The organism is Nocardia rhizosphaerihabitans (assembly GCF_014646295.1).
In the GTDB taxonomy this organism is placed as follows: Bacteria; Actinomycetota; Actinomycetes; order Mycobacteriales; family Mycobacteriaceae; genus Nocardia; species Nocardia rhizosphaerihabitans.
The window spans coordinates 68,518-88,677 of record NZ_BMNE01000011.1 but is presented as its reverse complement, the minus strand read 5'-3'; the positions used below and the strand labels follow the sequence as shown (position 1 = coordinate 88,677).

General features: G+C 66.8%; 20 protein-coding genes. 13 read left to right on the top strand and 7 right to left on the bottom strand.

The genetic code is table 11. The features are described from left to right. Window positions 1–171 precede the first annotated feature (171 nt). Both IEY60_RS31755 and IEY60_RS31750 read left to right on the top strand, forming a co-directional pair. A complete protein-coding gene (locus tag IEY60_RS31755; protein ID WP_189034224.1) occupies window positions 172–957 on the top strand; it encodes an enoyl-CoA hydratase in 786 nt (261 codons plus the stop codon). A 10-nt stretch (window positions 958–967) separates the two neighbouring features. After that, complete coding sequence (locus IEY60_RS31750; protein WP_189034223.1) at window positions 968–1,468, top strand: MTB12 C-terminal domain-containing protein; 501 nt, start codon at window positions 968–970, stop codon at window positions 1,466–1,468. Window positions 1,469–1,534: 66 nt separating this feature from the next. Here the strand turns inward: IEY60_RS31750 and IEY60_RS31745 are convergent, their stop codons facing one another. Genes IEY60_RS31745 through IEY60_RS31720 form a run of 6 tightly spaced genes read right to left on the bottom strand, consistent with a single transcriptional unit; the run spans window position 1,535 to window position 6,746 of the window. Further along, on the bottom strand, window positions 1,535–2,395 hold the full coding sequence (locus IEY60_RS31745; RefSeq protein WP_373291793.1) for an acyl-CoA dehydrogenase family protein: 861 nt from the start codon (window positions 2,393–2,395) through the stop codon (window positions 1,535–1,537). Next, window positions 2,392–3,522 (bottom strand): acyl-CoA dehydrogenase family protein, encoded by a 1,131-nt coding sequence (locus IEY60_RS31740; RefSeq protein WP_189034222.1) that lies wholly within the window; start codon window positions 3,520–3,522, stop codon window positions 2,392–2,394. Before IEY60_RS31740 ends, IEY60_RS31745 begins: the two co-directional genes overlap by 4 nt. Further along, entirely contained in the window at window positions 3,519–3,935 is a 417-nt protein-coding gene (locus tag IEY60_RS31735; RefSeq protein WP_189034221.1) for a nuclear transport factor 2 family protein, read from the bottom strand. Before IEY60_RS31735 ends, IEY60_RS31740 begins: the two co-directional genes overlap by 4 nt. Further along, window positions 3,922–5,139, bottom strand: a complete 1,218-nt coding sequence (locus IEY60_RS31730; protein ID WP_229740304.1) for a metal-dependent hydrolase family protein — start codon at window positions 5,137–5,139, stop codon at window positions 3,922–3,924. The genes IEY60_RS31735 and IEY60_RS31730 overlap by 14 nt, the downstream gene beginning before the upstream one ends. Before the next feature lie 4 nt (window positions 5,140–5,143). Next, window positions 5,144–5,494 carry a hypothetical protein gene (locus IEY60_RS31725; RefSeq protein WP_189034219.1) on the bottom strand — a complete coding sequence of 117 codons (351 nt, stop codon included), beginning with the start codon at window positions 5,492–5,494 and terminating at the stop codon, window positions 5,144–5,146. Next, window positions 5,478–6,746 (bottom strand): aromatic ring-hydroxylating oxygenase subunit alpha, encoded by a 1,269-nt coding sequence (locus IEY60_RS31720; protein WP_189034218.1) that lies wholly within the window; start codon window positions 6,744–6,746, stop codon window positions 5,478–5,480. The genes IEY60_RS31725 and IEY60_RS31720 overlap by 17 nt, the downstream gene beginning before the upstream one ends. 263 nt (window positions 6,747–7,009) lie before the next feature. On the opposite strand from IEY60_RS31720, the gene IEY60_RS31715 reads away from it, so the two are divergent. The 11 genes from IEY60_RS31715 (at window position 7,010) to IEY60_RS31665 (ending at window position 18,678) form a co-directional block, all read left to right on the top strand. Further along, the gene (locus IEY60_RS31715) at window positions 7,010–8,389 is read left to right on the top strand and encodes an ABC transporter substrate-binding protein (protein WP_229740303.1); all 1,380 of its coding nucleotides are present in this window, start codon (window positions 7,010–7,012) and stop codon (window positions 8,387–8,389) included. Between the two features lie 16 nt (window positions 8,390–8,405). Further along, window positions 8,406–10,529, top strand: a complete 2,124-nt coding sequence (locus IEY60_RS31710; RefSeq protein WP_189034217.1) for a branched-chain amino acid ABC transporter permease — start codon at window positions 8,406–8,408, stop codon at window positions 10,527–10,529. After that, the gene (locus tag IEY60_RS31705; protein WP_229740302.1) at window positions 10,507–11,220 is read left to right on the top strand and encodes an ABC transporter ATP-binding protein; all 714 of its coding nucleotides are present in this window, start codon (window positions 10,507–10,509) and stop codon (window positions 11,218–11,220) included. The genes IEY60_RS31710 and IEY60_RS31705 overlap by 23 nt, the downstream gene beginning before the upstream one ends. Before the next feature lie 101 nt (window positions 11,221–11,321). After that, complete coding sequence (locus tag IEY60_RS31700; RefSeq protein ID WP_229740301.1) at window positions 11,322–11,978, top strand: ABC transporter ATP-binding protein; 657 nt, start codon at window positions 11,322–11,324, stop codon at window positions 11,976–11,978. Then, window positions 11,975–12,325: a hypothetical protein gene (locus tag IEY60_RS31695; protein ID WP_189034214.1), complete on the top strand. Its 351-nt coding sequence runs from the start codon at window positions 11,975–11,977 to the stop codon at window positions 12,323–12,325. Before IEY60_RS31700 ends, IEY60_RS31695 begins: the two co-directional genes overlap by 4 nt. Window positions 12,326–12,358: 33 nt before the next feature. Beyond that, window positions 12,359–13,525, top strand: a complete 1,167-nt coding sequence (locus IEY60_RS31690) for an acyl-CoA dehydrogenase family protein (RefSeq protein WP_189034213.1) — start codon at window positions 12,359–12,361, stop codon at window positions 13,523–13,525. Continuing rightward, a complete protein-coding gene (locus tag IEY60_RS31685) occupies window positions 13,525–14,289 on the top strand; it encodes an SDR family NAD(P)-dependent oxidoreductase (RefSeq protein WP_189034212.1) in 765 nt (254 codons plus the stop codon). The genes IEY60_RS31690 and IEY60_RS31685 overlap by 1 nt, the downstream gene beginning before the upstream one ends. Next, entirely contained in the window at window positions 14,289–15,542 is a 1,254-nt protein-coding gene (locus IEY60_RS31680; protein ID WP_189034211.1) for a CaiB/BaiF CoA transferase family protein, read from the top strand. The genes IEY60_RS31685 and IEY60_RS31680 overlap by 1 nt, the downstream gene beginning before the upstream one ends. After that, window positions 15,539–16,369 (top strand): enoyl-CoA hydratase/isomerase family protein, encoded by an 831-nt coding sequence (locus IEY60_RS31675; RefSeq protein ID WP_189034210.1) that lies wholly within the window; start codon window positions 15,539–15,541, stop codon window positions 16,367–16,369. Before IEY60_RS31680 ends, IEY60_RS31675 begins: the two co-directional genes overlap by 4 nt. Window positions 16,370–16,372: 3 nt before the next feature. Next, window positions 16,373–17,515 carry a thiolase family protein gene (locus tag IEY60_RS31670; protein WP_189034209.1) on the top strand — a complete coding sequence of 381 codons (1,143 nt, stop codon included), beginning with the start codon at window positions 16,373–16,375 and terminating at the stop codon, window positions 17,513–17,515. Window positions 17,516–17,526: 11 nt separating this feature from the next. Next, window positions 17,527–18,678 carry an acyl-CoA dehydrogenase family protein gene (locus IEY60_RS31665; protein WP_189034208.1) on the top strand — a complete coding sequence of 384 codons (1,152 nt, stop codon included), beginning with the start codon at window positions 17,527–17,529 and terminating at the stop codon, window positions 18,676–18,678. Window positions 18,679–18,730: 52 nt separating this feature from the next. Here IEY60_RS31665 and IEY60_RS31660 read toward each other — a convergent pair whose 3' ends face one another. After that, window positions 18,731–20,158 carry an aldehyde dehydrogenase family protein gene (locus IEY60_RS31660; protein ID WP_189034207.1) on the bottom strand — a complete coding sequence of 476 codons (1,428 nt, stop codon included), beginning with the start codon at window positions 20,156–20,158 and terminating at the stop codon, window positions 18,731–18,733. Window positions 20,159–20,160 lie beyond the last annotated feature (2 nt).

Below are 20,160 nucleotides of genomic sequence, written 5' to 3'. Positions count from 1 at the left end.
GCGCCTCGATCCCCGGACATGCGAAGAGAACATGGATGCACTGTACCGGAGAACGTCGTTTAACTGTGTAGCCATGCGACGGATGTCGCGCCAGTCACGAGACTGTTACTTCCTTGGAGCGAGAATGGTATTCTCGTCAGACTGCACCCCCGCCCGGCAAGGAGCATCGATTTGTATATCCGTTACGAAGTCGCGGACCGCATCGCGACCATCACCCTGGACCGGCCGGAGGCCGCCAACGCGCAGAACGGTGAACTGCTCGACGAGCTGGACGCCGCGTGGGTTCGTGCCGCCGAGTCCGACGATGTCGCGGTGATCGTGCTCCGGGCGGAGGGCAAGCATTTTTCTGCTGGTCACGATCTGAACGACAAGTCCTGGCCGGACCCGCGCTCGATCACCCTCGACCGGATATACAGCCTGGAGTCGCGCCGGTACCTGGAGTATTCGCTGCGGTGGCGCAATATCCCGAAGCCTTCCATCGCCGCCGTGCAGGGTCGGTGTATCGCGGGCGGGTTGTTGTTGTGCTGGCCGTGCGATCTCATCGTCGCCGCCGAGGACGCACTCTTCTCCGATCCGGTGGTGCTGATGGGCATCGGCGGCGTCGAATATCACGGCCACACTTGGGAACTCGGCGCTCGCAAGGCGAAAGAGATCCTGTTCACCGGGCGCGCGGTGACGGCTGAGGAAGCGCAGCAGGTCGGCATGGTGAACACGGTGGTGCCCAGAGCCGAACTCGACGATCGCACCAGGGAACTGGCCGCTCGAATCGCCGCCATGCCGGCGTTCGGTTTGCGTCAGGCGAAGCGGGCCGTCAATCAGACGCTGGATGTGCAGGGCTTCTTCGCCGCTATCCAGTCGGTGTTCGACATCCACCAGACGGGACACGGAAACGCGCTCAGCGTCACCGGGTACCCGATCTTGGTCGGTATGGACGAAATGAAGGCGAACATCAAATAAAGGAAGTTTCATGCGCACATCTCTGCTCCGCACCACCGCAGCCTGTTGCAGTCTCGCCGTCGTCGCGGTCTCCGTTCTCGTCGGGTGCGGTTCCGACGACGATCAAGACGCGGCCTCGACCACCACCGCTCGGGCGACTACCAGCGCGGCATCCCCGAGAGTCGACGCGGCCGCCACCCAGGCAATCACCCAGGCCTACACGACCTTCTTCGACGGCTCGGTGCCGCCCGACAAACGCGCCGCGCTGGTCGAGAGCGGTGACATCTTCCTGCCGATCCTGCAGGCGCAATCGCAGAATCCGCAGTCCTCTGGCACCACGGTGACCGTGGCCGCGGTGAAATCCACCGGTGCGAACAGCGCCGACGTGAGTTACACGCTACTCATGGGCGGCAATCCGGTGTTGCCGGATCAGACCGGGCAGGCAGTGAATCAGAACGGCACATGGAAGGTCGCCGCGGCAACGTTCTGCGCGCTGCTGGCCATTCAGGGAGGCACGTCCACAGCTTGTTGAGCGCACCGAGTGATCGCCCGGCACCGGAATTTTCCGGTGCCGGGCGATCGTTTGTGTACTCGATGATCAGAGGTGGGCGATCCGGGCGGCCGTGCCCGATGCGCGAATCGCGGCGCCTGCTTCCCTGGTGAGGTCTCGTGCGCTGCCGAGAAGTCCGTCCAGCACGAGGGTTCGGCGCACGTGCCGATGGTGTGGGTGCTCAGCGGTGAAGCCGATCCCACCGAGTACCTGTTGACAGTGCCGCGAGGCGGTGAGTGCGGCGTGGCCCGCCGCGGCTTTGGCGAGTAGCGCGGCCGAGGCGGGGTTGCCGGGGACGCGATCGAGTGCGACCTCGTCGGCGACCAGCAGCGCCGCCTCGGCGCCGTCGAGGGCGACCAGGGTCTCGGCCAGGCGGTGCCGTACTGCCTGGAACGACGCCAGTGGGCGCCCGAACTGAACCCGTTCGAGCGCATGCGCCCGTGCCAGCCCGAGCATGGCATGGCCGGTGCCGAGCAACCACCAGCCCAGCGCGCGCCTGCCCTCGGACAGCGCTCGAGCTGTGAGCACCGCGCCGTCGGGAACCCGGCGCAGCGGCAGTTCCGCGTCGATCGTGTCGCCTGGCGAGCGGGTCGTCTGTTCGTCGCCGCCGGATTCGTGACGCTCCCACCGCACCCAGTGCCCGCCGGTGAAGGGCAGCGCGCAGGGGTCGGCGCCGGCGTGTCCGAGCACATCGAGCAACAGTGGTGCGTGCGCTCCGGTTTCGCCGAGCAGCCGAAACATCACAGGTCCTACGAGTTCGGGGGCCGCGTCCAGTAGGTCGGGCCAGCCGAGCTCGGGCAGGGCGATGTCCAAGGCTTGGCCGGTGGCGGCGGACATCGCGCGGCGGATCGTCTCCGTGAACAACGCGCGTTCGGCCGAATCGAGGCCGGAGTGTTCGGTCACGGTCACTCCTTCCCGAGATCGAGCAGTCTGCGGGCGATGATGTTGCGCTGGATCTCGGCGGTGCCGCCGTAGATCGTGGCCGCTCTGGAGTAGAGGAACTCGGTGCGCCACGGGCCGTCGTCGAGTTCGACGACACCCGGCAGCAGATCCCTGGCGATGTCGAACAGCTGCTGTTCGGCGGTGGCGAGCAGCACCTTGTCGATCGAGGTCTCGGGCCCGAGCCGCGCACCTGCCGCCAGTCGGCGTTGGGTGCCCAGCGATCGGCACCGCACGGTGTGCAGGGCGAGGTAGGCGGCGCCGAGTGTGGCGTCCTCGCCGTTGTCGGTCTGCGCGAGAACCTGGTCGAGTCGGGTGAACAGGTAAGCGATCCGGTGCCAGAAGCAGGTAGAGCGCTCATAGGGCAGCAGGTCCATCGCGATCCGCCAGCCGTCGCCGGGGGTACCGAGCAAACGGTCCGCGGGAACAGCCACGTCATCGAAGAACACCTCGGCGAACTCGTCCACGCCGTGCATGGTCCGCAGCGGGCGCACGGTGATCCCCGGTGAATCCATATCGACGAAGAACGCGCTGATTCCGTCGTGGCCGGGCCCGGTCCGCGCGAGCAGTACACAGCGGGCCGCGTACTGTGCCAGGCTCGTCCATACCTTCTGCCCGGAGATCACCCACTCGTCGCCGTGCCGCGTGGCCTTCGTGCTGAGTGAAGCCAGGTCGCTGCCGGAGCCAGGTTCGGAAAAGCCTTGGCACCATTGTTCACGACCCGACAGCAGCAGCGGCACCATCGCAGCGGCCAGCTCGGGGCGAGCGTAGGAGATCATGGTCGGTGCGAGGACTTCGATCATCGACCAGATGCCCGGCTCGGCGAGGTCGCGGGTGGCAACCTCCTCGCCGAGGACGGCACGCAGCGCGGCAGGGCCGCCCAGCCCGCCGATCTCGGTGGGCCAGCCGTAGCGCATCCAGTCCGCGTCGAAGAGCGCGCGCCGGACCCGCAGCAGTTGTGCCACTTGGCCGTCGAGCGAATGGTCCGGTGCCGGGGTCAGATCGTTGGCGTCGAGCCAGGCGTGCAGGCCCGTGCGGAAATCTGAGATGCCGTGCAGCACAGGTGGTGTCGCGGGCGAGCCGGTGCCCACTGTCATGCCTTGGAACGCTCGAACGCGTGCGGAATCCCCGAATCGTGCTCGCCGTTGCGACGGATGAACGTCATTCGCCGGGTCTGTAGCCGCCACCCTTGTTCACCACGAACGAGCGTGTCGGTGTAGTACCCGATCCGCATGTCGTGCGTGCTGTGCTCGATGAAACACAACGGCTGCGTGCCGGTCGCGGTGTCGCCGTCGATATCCAGCGCCGGCGTGCCGGTGAGGAAGAGTCCTTTCGGCGCGGCGGCGACGAGTTCGGGGAACAGGTCGAGGGTGTAGGTGTCGCCGAAGGCGCTGTAGGTACCGTCGGGGGTGAACACCGCGATCACACCGTCGATGTCGCCCTTGGTGATGGTTACCGCGTATCGAGCGAGTACCTGCTGGATCTCGAGCAGGTCGTCAGTTGTGGACATGGATCTTTCCGCCTTTCATCACGAACTGCACGTTTCGGGTGTGGGTGATGTCGCCCAGTGGGTCGCCGGGGACGCCGATGATGTCGGCGAGCTGCCCTTCGGCGAGTCGTCCGCGGTCGGTGACGCCGATCAGTTCCGCGCCGTGCACGGTGGCCGCGCGCAGCACGTCCAGGGGTGTCATGCCGCGCTCGACCAGGGCGACCAGCTCGTCGGCGTTGCGGCCGTGCGGAATCGCGGGCGCGTCGGTGCCGACGGCAATCTTGACTCCGGCTCGGTAGGCGGCGAGCACCGAGGTGCGGGCCTTGGGGAACATCTCGGCCGCCTTGGCCTGCAACGCCGGGTCGGCCTTGGAGACGTCCATGGCGTCTGCCAATCGGGTGGTCGGCACGAGCCAGGTGCCGTGCTCGACCATCAGCGCGATGGCCTCGTCGTCGATGAGGAAGCCGTGCTCGATGCAGTCGATGCCGGCCGCCACCGCGTGCTTGACCGCGTCGGCGCCGTGGGTGTGCGCGGCCACCCGCAGTCCACGGCGATGTGCCTCGTCCACGATCGCGCGGAGTTCTTCGTCCGAATAGTGTTGTGCGCCAGGTGCTCCGGTGAGCGACATGACGCCGCCGGAAACGCAGATCTTGATCAGTTGCGCGCCGTGTTTGATCTGGTAGCGCACCGCTTTGCGCACCTCGTCGACGCCGTTGGCGATCCCTTCCTCGATCGTCAGGTGCAGTACGTCCGGGGCGAAGGCGGCGAACATGGTCGGGTCGAGGTGCCCGCCGGTCGGGGTGATCGCATGCCCGGCGGGCACGATGCGGGGGCCGTCTATCCAGCCTGCGTCGATGGCTTTGCCCAGCGCGACATCGAGCAGGTAACCACCCGTTTTGACGAAAAGACCGAGGTTGCGCACGGTGGTGAAACCGGCCCGCAGCGTGCGCCGGGCGTTGCCCACCGCGCGCAACACCCGCAGTGCCGGATCGTCGGTGACGCTGGAAGCAAGTCCGGTCTCCCCGCGTCCCCCCATCAGCAGATTGACTTCCATGTCCATCAGCCCGGGCAGCAGGACGAGGTCGCCGAGATCGACGACCTCGCCCTCGACGGCACCGCCGACACCGACGATCCGGTCGTCCTCGATCCGAAGGATGCCGGGCCGGATGATCTCTCCGGTGTCGACATCGAGCAGACCGGCCGCTCGCAGGGTGCGCGTAGCCACCGCCTCAGACCACCGGTTCGCGCACGATGTCGAGGTAGGCGGCACCGGCATCGGGGACGCGCGGCTGCTTCCAGACCTCGATCGGGAACGACACCATCACCAGCGACTGGAGCAGGTGGAACAGGTGGCGTGCTTCGTCGGGCAGGTCGTGCCAGTCGTGCTTGTCGATCAAATCGAGCGCGGTCTGCAGACGGGGAAAGACCGTGTCATACAGGTCCTGCATCTCGTCCATGGTCGACGCGAGGCGCTTGGCGTAGCGCTCCGGCTCGGTGGCCAGGATCCAGTCCGAGAAGCGCGCCAGGTCGGCGAACTCGGTGGGCAGCGGGGTGGTGTGCGATTCAGCCGGCGCGGTCATTGCGGTACTCCTCGACGATCTTCTGGGTGGTCTTGTGCAGGTGGCGCAGCAGAATCTCCTGATCGTTGAGCGGGAAATCGGTGACCTCCCTGGTGGCGATCATGGTCTGGGTGGCCTCGAGGGTGTTCGCGTCCTGCAGCGCGTACTCCTTGAACGTCACCGCGGCGAGTTCCTGCGCGAGCCGTTCGCGCGCGTTCTTCGCGGGCACGAAATAGAGGCTGGCCTCGAAGATGTGCCGGTTCACCGCGGTCGGCCAGTAGTGGTAGGTGAGGTACCAGCCGGGCGCCCAGAACAGCAGCGAGAAGTTGGGGAAGAACTCGAATTCGTCGATGCCCCATGCCTTGTGGCGCGCCGGATTGAGGCCCTCAGGTAGCGGGTCCAGGCCCTCGATGTCGGGCCGGTCCCACGGCCCGAACAGGCCGCTGCGCAGTTCGCGTTCGATCGGCTTCACCACCGACGGATCCTTCGGCGGCGCCATGCCACCCCAGGAAGAGATCATCGAGTGCGGCGCGGCGATCTCGTAGTGCAGCGCCTCGTAGCCGTAACCGGCCAGCTTGTCGGCTTCGTCCTTGACCGCCTGCTTCTGATGCAGCACCGGTGCGTGGTAGAACTCGGCGAAGGCGTCGATGAACAGTTTCCAGTTGGCGCCGATCTCGGCCTTGTAGCTGTAGACCTCGGTCATCTGCTCGAACGGGTAGCCCTCCAGGCCCTTGGCCAGCGGGCCGAGGTACTCGTCGAGCGGGCGGGCGTTCTCGTCAAGGTTGACGAAGATGAAGCCCTGCCAGACCTCGCAGCGCACGTTCTTGAGGCCGAACTGCTGCTTGTCCAGGTCGAAGAACTCGCCCTCCTGCTGCACGAAGGTCAGTTCGCCGTCGAGGCCGTAGCGCCACGCGTGGTACTTGCAGGTGAACTGCCTGCAGGTACCCGAGGTCTCCTCGTTGGGGTAGTCGTCCCAGACCAGCTTGTTGCCGCGATGACGGCAGACGTTGTGGAACGCCCGGATGGTCTGATCGGCACCGCGCACGATGATCAGTGAGGTGCCGACGCAGGCGAGTTCCTTGGTGAAGTAGTTGCCCACCTTGGGCAACCGGTTCACCCGACCGACATTGAGCCAGCTCTTGCGAAAGATCGCCTGGCGCTCGTCCTCGTAGAACGCGGGGTCGATCGAGTCCGTGTAGTCCACCGGGGCGGTGCCCAGCTCGGGATAGTTCTGCGTCCAGCTCCCTGCCGCTGGTTTCGTGAAGTGTGCCAAGGGATTCCCTTTGCTCGGTCCGATGGTTGAGAGAATAGCATTCTCAAAAACTGACTACCAGATTTCCATGCCGTTGACGTGCTGTCAACGCGGGGGGCGATCGCTCGCGGCCGCAGACGTCAGGCAGCGTGCCTTCGGTGGCCAGATCTATATTCTCTCAAATCTGCATATTGATTATCAGATGCTGAGAAGATAGTTTCCGTTGCATCGGGTGCGCGGCAGGAGTCGATCGGCGTGCCGCCGCTCATAGAGGAGGAAAGACCGTGAAACCACAGCGAACAGTTGTCGCCCTGATGGCCCTCGCGCTTCTGGTGGCGGGCTGTGGCAGGGACAGCGGGGCACGCGAGGACGGAACCGGCGGTACCGCACCGGCCGTCGCCGGCGACTTCGGGACGTTGACCGATGTTTGCAAGCCGGGCACACCCGGGGGCGCCCAGTCGCAGGGCGTCACGGCGACCGAGATCGAGGTCGGCGTCTTCTCCGATATCGGCTTCACGAAGAATCCCGACTTCGTCGACGCGGCAAAGGTTTTCACGTCCTGGTGTAACGCGGCAGGCGGCATCAACGGCCGCAAGATCGTCACCAACCTGCGCGATACCAAACTGATGGAGGTCCGCCAGCGCATGCTCGAGGCCTGCCGCGAGGACTTCGTCCTGGTCGGCGGTAGTGCGGCACTGGATGGACTCGGGGTCAAAGACCGACTGCAGTGCCTGTTGCCCGAGTTCCCCGCGCAGGTCTCCCAAGCCGCGAACACCGGCTCGGATCTGCAACGGGGGGCCGGCTCCGCTGTGTCGGAGAATGTGAATCCCTACACCGGATTCCAGGACTGGCTCATCAACGAGGCCTACCCGGGCTCCAAAGGCGCGATCGGCATGATCAACGGGGATTCCCCGATCACCAAGGTCATGGGGGAGAAGCTCTCCGAATCGCTGACCGCCGCGGGTGCGAGGATCGCCTACAACGACCTGTACCCGATCTCGGGTGTGTCGGACTGGACCCCCTACGCCCAGGCTATCAAGGCGGCTGGGGTGAAGGGTCTCATCTTCTACGGTGACTTCCGCTACCTGGCGAAACTGCAGGACGTGCTCACCAGCATGAACTACAAGCTGGACTGGATCGACGCCAATTCCAACTCCTACAACCAGGTCTTCCTGGATGCGGCGAAGGGCTCGCTGGGGTTCCAGAACAATGTGCTCGACATGAGCGGCACCGCACCACTGGACGCAGCCGCTCGCGTGCCGGCGGTGAAACAGGTGGAGGACCTCTTCGAGCAGTACTCACCCGGCAGCGGCATCACGTTCCAGGTCTTGCGCGCGTTCCAGTCCTGGCTGTTGTTCGCGAAGGCCGCCACCAGCTGCGGTGACGAACTGACTCGAGCCTGTGTCTACCAGGCCGCGGGTAAGGAGACCTCGTGGACCGCGGGGGGACTGCAGGCTCCGGTGGATCTGTCCAAGTCGATGGCCGACCAGCCACGCTGCTTCAACGTGCAGCAGGCCAGGCCCGGCGGGTGGGAATCCGCGCAGTTCACCCCGAACACCGAGGGGCTGTTCCGGTGCGGCTTCACCCCGTACCGGTATCGCGGCGATTTCGGTGGGCCGATGACCCTGGCCGATGTCGGCAAGAGCATCAACGATGTGAAGTGACGGAGTACGCCCACCGATGGAGCAATTCCTCGCTTTCGGAATCGTCGGCCTGAGCACCGCCGCGATCTATGCCGTGATCGGCAGCGGCCTGGTGCTCACCTACACCACGACCGGTGTGTTCAACTTCGCCCACGGGGCGGCGGGCATGGTCTCGGCCTTCGTCTATTGGCAGCTGTCGGTCGGCTGGAGCTGGCCGGTCCCGCTGGCCCTTGCCGCGGTCCTGCTGGTCTTCGCCCCTGCTTTCGGGTTGATGTTCGGTAAGACGCTGGCCCCGACGCAGGGCTTGGGTGACGCCGAAAAACTGGTGATGACGATCGCGTTGCTCAGCGGACTGATCGTGGCGGCTCGGTGGATCTGGGATCCGAACGCGTCGCGTTCGCTGCCCCGGTTCTTCGTGGACAAACCGGCGATCGACCTGGGCGTGGTGACGCTGACCTGGCACCAGGCACTGACCATCGCGGTGGCGGTGGCGGTGGCGGTCGGCCTGCGGATCCTGTTGTACCGCACCAGAACCGGCGTCGAGATGCGGGCCACGGTCGACGATCGCGCTTTGGTCGGTCTCACCGGTGCCGATCCGCGCCGGGCGAACCGGATCGCCTGGATTCTGGGCATCGAACTGGCCGCGATCGGCGGCATTCTGATCGCGCCGCTGGTCACGCTGGACGCGGCGCAACTGTCGCTGCTCATCGTGAGTGCCTACACCGCGGCGATTTTCGGCCGACTGCGCAATCTGCCGATGGTGTTCGTGGGCGCGGTGGTCGTCGGCCTACTGGAGAGTTACCTGACCGGCTACCTCCCACAGAACGAGTACCTGCCGGGCTTGCGACTCGCGGCGCCCGCGTTGTTGCTGTTCGTCGCGCTGCTGGTGTTTCCGCACGGCCGGTTGCGCGGGCGTGACCGCCGGGTAGGAGCGGTGCCGTTACCCACCCTCGGTGGCTCGGCGGCCTTCGCGGCGGTGATCGTGACGCTGGGGTTGATGCTGGCCACCATGCTCACCGAGTCGGACCTGATCACCTATGGCGCCATGTTCGCCTGGGGTGTCATCGCGTTGTCCTACGTGCCTTTGCTCGGATTCGCGGGGCAGATCTCGTTGTGCCAGCTCGGCCTCGCCGGTATCGGTGCGGTGGCCTACGGGCACCTGGGGCCGCAGGGCCAATGGTGGGCGTTGCTCGCCGCCATGGGCATCGCCGGGCTCGTCGGTGCGGTGATCGCGATTCCGGCACTGCGCCTTTCGGGTGTCTACCTGGCGTTGGCGACTGCCGCGTTCGCGGTCGTCCTCGACCGCTGGATCTTCACGCTGCCATCCTTCGAGGTTCTAGGGGTGAATGTGGCATTGTTCGATCAGGGCTCGGTGTCGATCACCGGACCGGATCTGTTCGGACTGAAAGTGGACACCACCGCCGGCATCACGGTGTTCGCAGCGGTCTGCCTCGCGCTGGCCGGATTCGGGGTAGCGCTGTTGCGACGCAGCCGATTCGGCCGACGCCTGATCGCCCTGCGCGACAGTGAGGCTGCCTACGCGACCCTCGGCGGCAATTTGCTGGTGGCGCGGGTCGCGGTGTTCGCGCTGTCGGCGGCCATCGCCGGGTTGGGCGGAGCGCTGTACGGCATGCAGGTCCGAGCCGTGGCGCCGGACCAGTTCAACCTGGTGGCCGGACTGCCGATCTTCCTGATCGTCACGATCGCCGGGCTCGGTGTGGTCGGGGCGGGTATGTTCACCGGCCTGGTGTTCGCAGGCCCGTTGAATGTGATACCCGTGCTGTGGCCCGCTCTGCTCAATCTGTCGCAGGTACTGCCCGCATTGGGCGGCATCCTCTTCGGCGGTGGCGTGCTCAGAGATGGGGCCGTCGCGCCGCTGCGCCAGGAGTGGTTCCCCATGCTGCGCGACCGCGTGGTGGCGCCCCTGCTGCTGGTCGCCGTACTCGGACTGTGGGGGTTGCGCCTGCTCGACGCGATCGATGGCTGGGGATTCACCGGTGGTGTCGTGTTCGTGATCGTGGTGGCGCGGATCTGGAACTCCGCCAGAACTCGACCCGAACCCGATCCGTCGGTGGTGCCGGTCGAGTGGTGGGGCATCCGGCGGCCATGGAGCCCGGACGACAAGGAGGTGCTCGATCGTGGGGTCGCTACTGGAAGTTGACGATGTGACCGTCGTATTCGGCGGTCATCGGGCGCTGGACGGCGCCACGCTGCGCGCCGAAGCGGGCGCGATCACCGGCTTGATCGGTCCTAATGGGGCGGGCAAGAGCACGCTGTTCGACGTGATCTGCGGCCTGCGCAACCCGGCCGGAGGGCGGGTGGCCATCGGTGGCCGCGATGTCACCCGGTTCGGTCCCGCCCGCCGAGCCCGGCACGGCCTGGCCCGCACGTTCCAGCGGCTCGAACTGTTCGGTGGGCTGAGCGTGCGCGACAACCTACTCGTCGCCGCCGAACTCGGGCCGCAACGGCGACGCGCCGAGCAGGTCGTCGCCGAGATCATCGACCGACTCGGCCTGCAACACGTGGCCGATACCAGCGCCGACGAATTGCCCACCGGCACCGGACGTTTGGTGGAAGTCGGCCGGGTGGTCGCGGCGCGGCCGAGTGTGGTGCTGCTGGACGAACCCGCGGCGGGTCAGGACAACACCGAAACCGAGCGCTTCGGCGAACTGCTGCGCGCGCTTGCCGACGAGGGAACCGCGGTGTTGCTGGTGGAACACGACATGGGCTTGGTGATGAATGTCTGCGACGAGGTGTATGTGCTCGATCTCGGCCGCATGATCGCCTCCGGTCCGCCCTCGGTCATCCGTTCGAACGAGGCCGTTCTCGCCGCCTACCTGGGGGACCTGTGACCACCGTCAGTCCGTCCGCTGTGTCGGCGTCCACCGAGAAGATCCGACCGGTACCTCTGCTGGCTCTACAGGGTGTTCGCGCCGCGTACGGAGCTATCACGGTGCTACACGGAGTCGACCTCGAGGTCGCGGCAGGCCAGGTCGTCGCACTACTCGGGCCCAACGGTGCGGGAAAGACCACCGCGCTGAACGTGATCGCGGGAAATCACCCGGTAGCGGCAGGCAATGTGCTGCTCGGCGGGCGTGAGGTCACCGGCGCCGCGCCGCGCGATCTGGCGCGTGCCGGGGTCTGCCTGATTCCGGAAGGACGCGGTGTCTTCCCGAATCTCACTGTGCGCGAGAACCTGTGGATGATGACCTTCACCGGCAGATCTCGTGCGGACATCGAGGGGATCGCCTTCGATCGTTTCCCGAAGCTGGCCGCTCGCGCCGATCAAGTCGCAGGCACCATGTCCGGCGGTGAGCAACAGATGCTGGCGCTGGCCAGGGGATTGGCTACCGATCCCGCGGTGCTGTTGCTCGACGAACTGTCCATGGGCCTGGCCCCGCTGGTCGTCGGGCGGCTCTACGAACAGGTCGCCGAAATCGCCGGGCGGGGTGTGGCGGTGCTGGTGGTCGAGCAATTCGCCGCGGCCGTACTCGACATCACCGATCACGCGGCGGTGCTGGTGCGCGGTCGTGTTGTGCGCCAGGGACATCCGGACAGCGGAATCCGTAACGAATTGGCCGCCCTCTATCTAGGAAGTGACCCGTCATGACCGAATCCCGTGCCCAACGTTTCGCCCGTGAACTGGCTGAACTGAAGATTCCCGACCCGGCGGCAGGCCGTTCCGGGCTGTGGTTGCGTACCGGCGTCGCGCTCATGGTGGCAGGGCCGGTGCTCGCGGTGCTCGCCTATCTGCTCGCGCATGGCACCACCGATCCGCTGGCCCAGCGCGACGCCATCGTCATCGCGCTGGGTGCGGTGGCCCTCACCGTCGCCGGTTCGGCTGTGTTCCTGCGCTATTCGCTGACCAACTTCCTGCGGTTCTGGCTGGCCAGGCAGTTCTACGAGTCGGCGCAGCACACGATCGCGCAGCCCTCCCCGTCACTGGTAGCCGAGTAACAGAAAGTGGAGGCGCACATAGTGCCCGAAGGCATGCATTTCGATCTGTCCGAAGATCAGGAGCTGATCCGGTCCTCGGTGGCGCAGCTGTGCCGCAAGTTCGACGACCAGTACTGGATGGAGAAGGATCAGGCGCACGAATTCCCGACGGAGTTCTACCGGGCGATCGCCGACGGTGGCTGGCTCGGCATTACCATTCCCGAGGAGTACGGTGGGCACGGACTCGGCATCACCGAAGCCACGCTGCTGGCGGCGGAGGTGTCGCGCTCCGGTGGCGGGATGAACGCCGCCAGCAGCATCCACATGTCCATCTTCGGAATGCAGCCCGTGGTGTTGCACGGTTCCGAAGAACTCAAACGACGCACCTTGCCGCGCATCGCCGCCGGCGACCTGCATGTGTGTTTCGGTGTCACCGAACCCGGTGCGGGACTGGATACTCCGCGGATCACCACCTCGGCGCGGCGCGACGGCGATCACTATGTGGTGAACGGCCGCAAGGTGTGGATATCCAAGGCGCTCGAGTCGGAGAAGATCCTGCTCCTCACCCGGACCACGCCCTATGACGATGTCGACCGCAAGACCGACGGCATGACCTTGTTCCTGACCGACTTGGACCGCGCGCACATCGATATCCGCCCGATCGCCAAGATGGGCCGCAACGCGGTGAGTTCGAACGAGGTATTCATCGACGACCTGCGGATTCCGGTCGAGGACCGAGTCGGGGAGGAGGGGAAGGGTTTTCGCTACCTGCTCGACGGGCTCAATCCCGAGCGCATGCTGATCGCCGCCGAGGCGCTGGGGCTGGGCAGGGTGGCGCTGGACCGGGCGGTGCGTTATGCCAAGGAGCGCGTGGTCTTCGACCGGCCGATCGGCCGCAACCAGGGCATTCAGTTCCCGCTGGCCGACTCGCTCGCCCAACTCGACGCCGCCGAACTGATGCTGCGCAAGGCCACCTGGCTCTACGACAACGGCAAACCTTCTGGGCGCGAGGCGAATACGGCGAAGTACCTGTGCGCCGACGCCGGATTCACCGCGGCCGATCGCGCCCTGCAGACCCATGGCGGTATGGGGTATGCGGAGGAATACCACGTGGCCCGCTATTTCCGGGAGTCGCGAGTCATGCGGATCGCACCCGTCAGCCAGGAAATGATCTTGAACTATCTGGGCACGCACGCCCTGGGACTGCCGAGGAGCTACTGATGACACAGCGGGCATTGTTCGATCTGACCGGCCGCTCGGCGCTGGTGACCGGTGCGGCTGGAGGTATCGGCGCAGCCGTGGCGCAGGCGCTGGCGACGGCGGGTGCCGCGGTGCTGGTCACCGATCTCGATGGCGCGGCGGCCACTGCGGTAGCGGACAAGATCATCGGGAACGGCGGTACCGCACAGAGTTTCGCGTTCGATGTCACCGATCTCGACGCAGCGGCCGAAGCTGCCGAGCGGGCGGCCGGCCTCACCGGCGGTGCGTTGAACATCGTGGTGAACAACGCCGGGGTGACCGCGCCCGCGATGTTCGAGCGGACCACCGTGGAGTCGGTGCGGCGCCTGTTCGACATCCACGCGGTGGGCACCATCGGGTGCTCGCAGGCGGCGCTGCCGTTTCTGGCGACGGACGGCACCGGGCGGATCATCAACGTGACCTCGGCGGCGGGCATCGTCGGCACGCTCGGACAGGTGAACTACTCCGCGGCCAAGGCCGCCATCATCGGTATCACCAAGTCGTTGGCGAAAGAACTGGCCCGCAAGCAGATCCTGGTGAATGCCCTTGCTCCGCTGGCGGCGACGCCGATGACGCACGCCATCCGCACCGACGATCGTTTCGCACCACAGATGCTGGACCGGATCCTGTTGCGCCGCTGGGCCGAACCCGACGAGGTGGCCGGCGCATTCGTGTTCCTCGCTTCCGACGCCGCTTCCTTCATCACCGGGCAGGTGCTGCCGGTGGACGGCGGCACGGTGATCTGATGGCAGCGGCAGACCGGCCCGCGGCCGCACCGCTGGCCGGGATCACCGTGATCGCGCTGGAGCAGGCTGTCTCGGCGCCGATGTGCACGCGCGCACTGGCCGATTTCGGTGCGCGGGTGATCAAGATCGAGCATCCGGATGGTGGCGATTTCGCCCGGCACTACGACGATGTGGTGCTCGGGCAGGCCGCCCACTTCGTCTGGGTCAACCGTGGCAAGGAGTCGGTCGCACTCGACCTGAAATCCGAAGCGGGCGTGGATATTCTGCATCGTCTGCTGAGCCGCGCCGACGTGCTGGTGTCCAATCTCGCGCCCGGCGCGTGCGACCGGCTCGGCTTGTCGTCGGCGGAGCTGGCTACCCGCTATCCGGCGCTTGTCGCCGTCGAGATCGACGGGTTCGGCCGTGGCGGGCCACTGTCGCACAAACGCGCGTACGACCTGCTGGTGCAGGCAGAGGCAGGGGTGTGCGCGGTCACCGGAACGGTCGGCGCGCCCGCCAAACCCGGTCCGCCCGTGGCGGATGTGACGACCGGGCTGTACGCCGCGTTCTCGATCGTGACGGCGCTGTACCGCCGCGACGGTGTTCGGGGATGGGGAGGACCGGCAGGCGACGGCACGAGTATCGGTATCAGTCTGTTCGACACCATGGCCGAGATGATGGGCTACCACCTCACCTACGCCCGGCACGCCGGGGTGGACCAGCAGCCCCTGGGAATGAGTTCGCCCGCGGTCGCGCCGTACGGCGCGTACCCGACCGCGGACGGGCATACCGTGGTGCTCGGCACCACCAACGACCGCGAGTGGCAACGCCTGGCCACGATGATCCTGGGCCGCCCGGATCTCGCCGCCGATGATCGGTTCGCTACCAATACGGGCCGGACCGGGCACCGCGCGGAACTCGACGAAGTTATCGCGCTGTGGTGTTCCCGGCACGACCTGGCCGAGATCCAGCGGGTCGCCGACGCGGCCGGAATCGGCAATTCCCGCTACAACCGTCCCAGCGAGGTTGTGGCACACCCGCAGCTCGTGCAGCGTGGACGGTGGCGTGAGATCGACACCCCGGCCGGGCCTATCCCTTCGCTGCTGCCGCCCGCCGTGGTCACCGGGTACGAGCCGCCCATGGGTCCGGTGCCGGATCTGGGCGCGGATACCGAGCGGGTGCTGGCTGAAATAGGTTGCACCGTCAGCGAAGTCGGGCAGTTGCGGGAATCGGGCGTGATCGGTCGCCCAGCCGAAACCGAGGTGGGGACGTGACCGGTGACGGCGCCGCGGTCCTGCTGAGGACCGATCGCGAGGGCGTGCGGACGCTGACGCTGAACCGTCCGCACCGCCGCAACGCCATCGACGCCGAGCTCTTCGCCGCTCTGGCGGACGCGCTGCGTGCCGTCGCGACCGACCGCACCGTGCGCGCGCTGGTCCTCACCGGTGCGGGTAGTGCATTCTGCTCCGGCGCCGACATCTCGGTGCCGGACAACGCGCATCCGCTCTATCGCATGCGCGCGCTCACCGACATCGCGATGCTGCTCCACGAACTGCCGCTGCCCACGATCGCCAAGGTCGCCGGCCCCGCGATCGGGGCGGGGTGGAACCTGGCGCTCGGCTGCGATCTGGTGATCGCCACTGCGGAATCGACCTTCGCGCAGGTGTTCACCGCACGCGGACTCACTCTCGATCTGGGCGGGTCCTGGCTGTTGCCCCGGCTCGTCGGCCTGCAGCAGGCCAAGCGCCTGACCTTCCTTGCCGAGACGATCGGTGCGGAACAGGCACACGAGATGGGTTTGGTCACCTGGGTACGGCCCGCGGACGAGATCAACGCGTTCACCGACGGTCTCGCCGCCCGCCTGGCCGCGGGGCCGCCGGTGGCGCTCGCGCAGACCAAGTCGCTGCTGCACGAAGGCGCTGATACCACCCTGCGCCAAGCGCTCGCCGCGGAAGCCCGCGCGCAGGGCTTGAACTTCGCTACCGCGGATGCGCCGGAAGCCTTCGCCGCGTTCGCCGAACGTCGCGAGCCGCAGTTCACCGGCAGATGGACGGTGCATCGTCCACCGATCCGTCCCACCAGTTCCGAGAAGGGGAGTTGAACCATGCCCGAGGTAGTCATCGTCGGCGCGGTCCGTACCGCCGTCGGCAAACGCAACGGCGGTCTGGCCGGGGTGCATCCAGCGGATCTGTCCGCACTGGTGCTCACCGCGCTGGCCGAGCGCACCGGTATCGATCCGGTCGTCATCGACGATGTGATCTGGGGTTGCGTCGCTCAGGTCGGTGATCAATCGGCCAATGTCGGCCGCTACGCGGTGCTGGCCGCAGGCTGGCCGGAGAGCATTCCGGGCACGACGGTGAACCGGGCGTGCGGTTCCAGCCAGCAGGCTGTCGACTTCGCCGCCCAGGCCGTGCTCTCGGGTCAGTACGACGTCGTCGTCGCAGGCGGAGTCGAGGTGATGAGCCGGGTTCCGTTGGGGTCGGCCAGATCCGGTGGCGCACCGTACGGTCCGAAGGCACTGGGCCGCTATGACGGATTCACTTTCGACCAAGGATTGTCGGCCGAACTCATTGCCGAGAAATGGGGTCTGAACCGGACCCGCCTCGACGAGTTCGCGGTGCTCTCGCACGAGCGGGCCGCTGCCGCGCAGGACGCGGGCGCCTTCGTCGAGCAGATCGTGCCGGTGCAGACCGACAACGGCGTCGTCAGCGTCGACGAGGGTATCCGGCGCGGGAGCACCGTGGAGCGGCTGGCGGGGCTGAAACCGGCGTTCCGCAGCGACGGGGTGATCCACGCGGGCAATTCCTCGCAGATCTCCGACGGAGCCGCCGCGCTTCTGCTCACGACCCCGCAGAAGGCGCGCGAACTGGGACTGGTCCCGCTGGCGCGCTACCGGGCCGGCGCGGTAGCCGGATCGGACCCGGTCCTCATGCTGACCGGCCCGATCCCGGCCACCGAGAAGGTGTTGCGTAAAGCCGGGCTCACGCCGTCCGAGATCGGGGTGTTCGAGGTGAACGAGGCCTTCGCGTCGGTGCCACTGGCCTGGCTGGCCGAGACCGGCGCCGACCCGGCGCTGCTCAACCCGGTGGGTGGCGCGATCGCGCTGGGGCATCCGCTCGGCGGCTCGGGCGCGATCCTGCTGACCCGGATGCTGCATCACATGCGCGACAACAGCATTCGCTTCGGCTTGCAAACCATGTGCGAGGGCGGTGGCACCGCCAACGCCACCGTCGTCGAACTCGTCTGAGGAGGAGGACTGTGCGTCGCGAACTGTTCACGCCCGATCACGAGGTGTTCCGGGAGTTGGTGCGAGATTTCGTCGACAAGCGAATCTCGCCGAATTATGCGCAATGGGAGCGCGCCGGGCAGATGCCGCGCGAGATCTTCGCCGAGATGGGCGAACTCGGAATGCTGGGCATCACGCTGCCGGAGGAGTTCGGCGGCATGGGTCTGCGCGATTACCGCTACAACGTGATCCTGCAGGAAGAGGCGGCCCGCGCTCTGGTGACCCTTGGCACGGTTCGCACCCAACTCGACGTGATCCTGCCGTACTTCCTGGAGTACGCCGACCCCGCGCAGCGACGACGCTGGTTCCGTGGCCTGGCCGACGGGACACTGCTCACCGCCATCGCCATGACCGAGCCGGGCACCGGCTCCGATCTGGCGGGTATGCGTACCAGCGCTGTTCGTGACGGCGACCATTACGTCCTCAACGGCGCGAAGACCTTCATCACCGGTGGTCTGCTCGCCGATCTGGTGATCGTGGTGGCTCGCACCGCCACCGATCCCGGGAATCGACGGGCGGGACTCACGCTGCTGGTGGTCGAGGAGGGGATGCCCGGATTCGAGCGGGGCCGGATGCTGGAGAAAATGGGCTGCCGAGTGCAGGACACGATGGAGCTGTCGTTCACCGACGTGCGGGTGCCGGTGGCCAACCGGCTGGGAGCAGAGGGCGCCGCATTCGGATATCTCGGCAACAACCTGCCGCAGGAACGGCTCACCGTCGCCGTCGGTTCGGTCGCCCAGGCGCGCGCGGCGATCACCGCCACAGCCGAATACACCAGGGAGCGTAAGGCTTTCGGTACACCCATCGCCTCGTTTCAGAACACCAAGTTCGAACTGGCCGCACTGTCGGCCGAGGTCGAGGCCGCACAGACCATGATCGACCGGGCAGTGTCGGATCTGGTGGACGGTGTGCTCTCCGGCGCCGACGCCGCCCGCGTGAAGCTGTTCTGCACCGAGGTGCAAGCACGGGCGGTCGATCGCTGCCTACAGCTGTTCGGCGGCTACGGCTACATGATGGAATACCCGATCGCCCGGCTCTACACCGATGCGCGGGTGGCGCGGATCTACGCGGGGACCAGCGAAGTGATGAAGATGATCGTCGCCAGGGACCTCGGATTGTCCTGACGCAGCGCGAAAGCGCCGGGATCTTTACGATTCCGGCGCTTGTCGCGTTCGCTCACTCCGCGGGCGCGTATCCGAGGATGCCCTTGATCTCGAGGTAGTCGTCGAAACCGAACGCACCCCATTCGCGGCCGTTGCCACTCTTGCGGAATCCGCCGAACGGGCAATGGAAGTCGAACCCGTCGTTGATCGAGACGTACCCGGCCCGGATGCGATGCGCCACCGCCCGCGCCTGGTCGAGGTCGGCACCCGCGACATTGCCGGCGAGCCCGTACTCGGTGTCGTTGGCGATCTCCACCGCGTGATCGATGCTGTCGTAGGCCAGGATCGTCAGCACCGGGCCGAAGATCTCCTCGCGCGCGATGGTCATGTCGTTGGTGACATTCGCGAACACCGTCGGCTTGACGTAGAAGCCCTTCGCCAGACCATCCGGGCGGCCGGTGCCGCCCACAACCAGGGTCGCCCCCTCGTCGATGCCGCGCTGGATGAGCCCTTGAACCTTCTCGAACTGAGCCTTCGACACCACCGGGCCGAGCGCGACCTCGGTGTTCGGATCGCCGACGGTCAGCTGCTCGGCGGCCGACTTCGCCGCCGCGATCGCCTCGTCCATGCGAGCACGCGGCACCAGCATCCTGGTCAGCGCGCTGCAGGTCTGCCCGGAGTTCATCATCAGCGGGCCGATGCCCGCCTCGACGTTCGCCGCGAACCGCTCGTCGTCGAGCACGATGTTGGGGCTCTTGCCGCCGAGTTCCTGGGTGACCCGCTTGACGCTGGGCGCGGCATTGCGGGCTACCTCGATGCCCGCACGGGTGGAGCCGGTGAACGAGATGACGTCGACATCGGGGTGCGCGGCCAAGGCCGCGCCGACACCGGGCCCGTCGCCGTGGACCAGGTTGAACACCCCCGCCGGAACTCCGGCGGCGTCGAGTACCTCAGCGAAGATCTGCGCGCTGAACGGCGCTTGCTCCGAGGGCTTGAGCACGACGGTGCACCCTGCGGCCAACGCGGGGAACACCTTCACCGCGATCAGGCTCAGGGGCCAGTTCCACGGAGTGATCAGCCCCGCGACGCCGATGGGCTCGCGGGCGATCAGGGTGGCCCCGCGCTGCTCGGTGAACGCGTAGTCGCGCAGTACCTCGATCGCGGTATCGAGATGTCCGGCAACCAAATCCAGCTGGAAACCGCTGGCCAGCGAGGCAGGAGCACCCATCTCGGCGGTCAGCGCGGCCGCGAGGTCACCGCGGCGGCGCTCGAACTCGACACCGATCGCGGCCAGCACGTCGAGACGTTCCATGACCGAGGTGGCCGACCAGCTCGCGAACGCGCCGCGCGCGGCGAACACGGCCCGGTCGACGTCGGCCGCAGTGCCCGCGACGACAGTGCCATAGACCTGCTCGGTGGCCGGGTCGACGACGTCGAAAGTCGACGCGCCGACGGGCTCGATCCACTTGCCGCCGATGAAGAACGTGGAAATGACGGGCATGG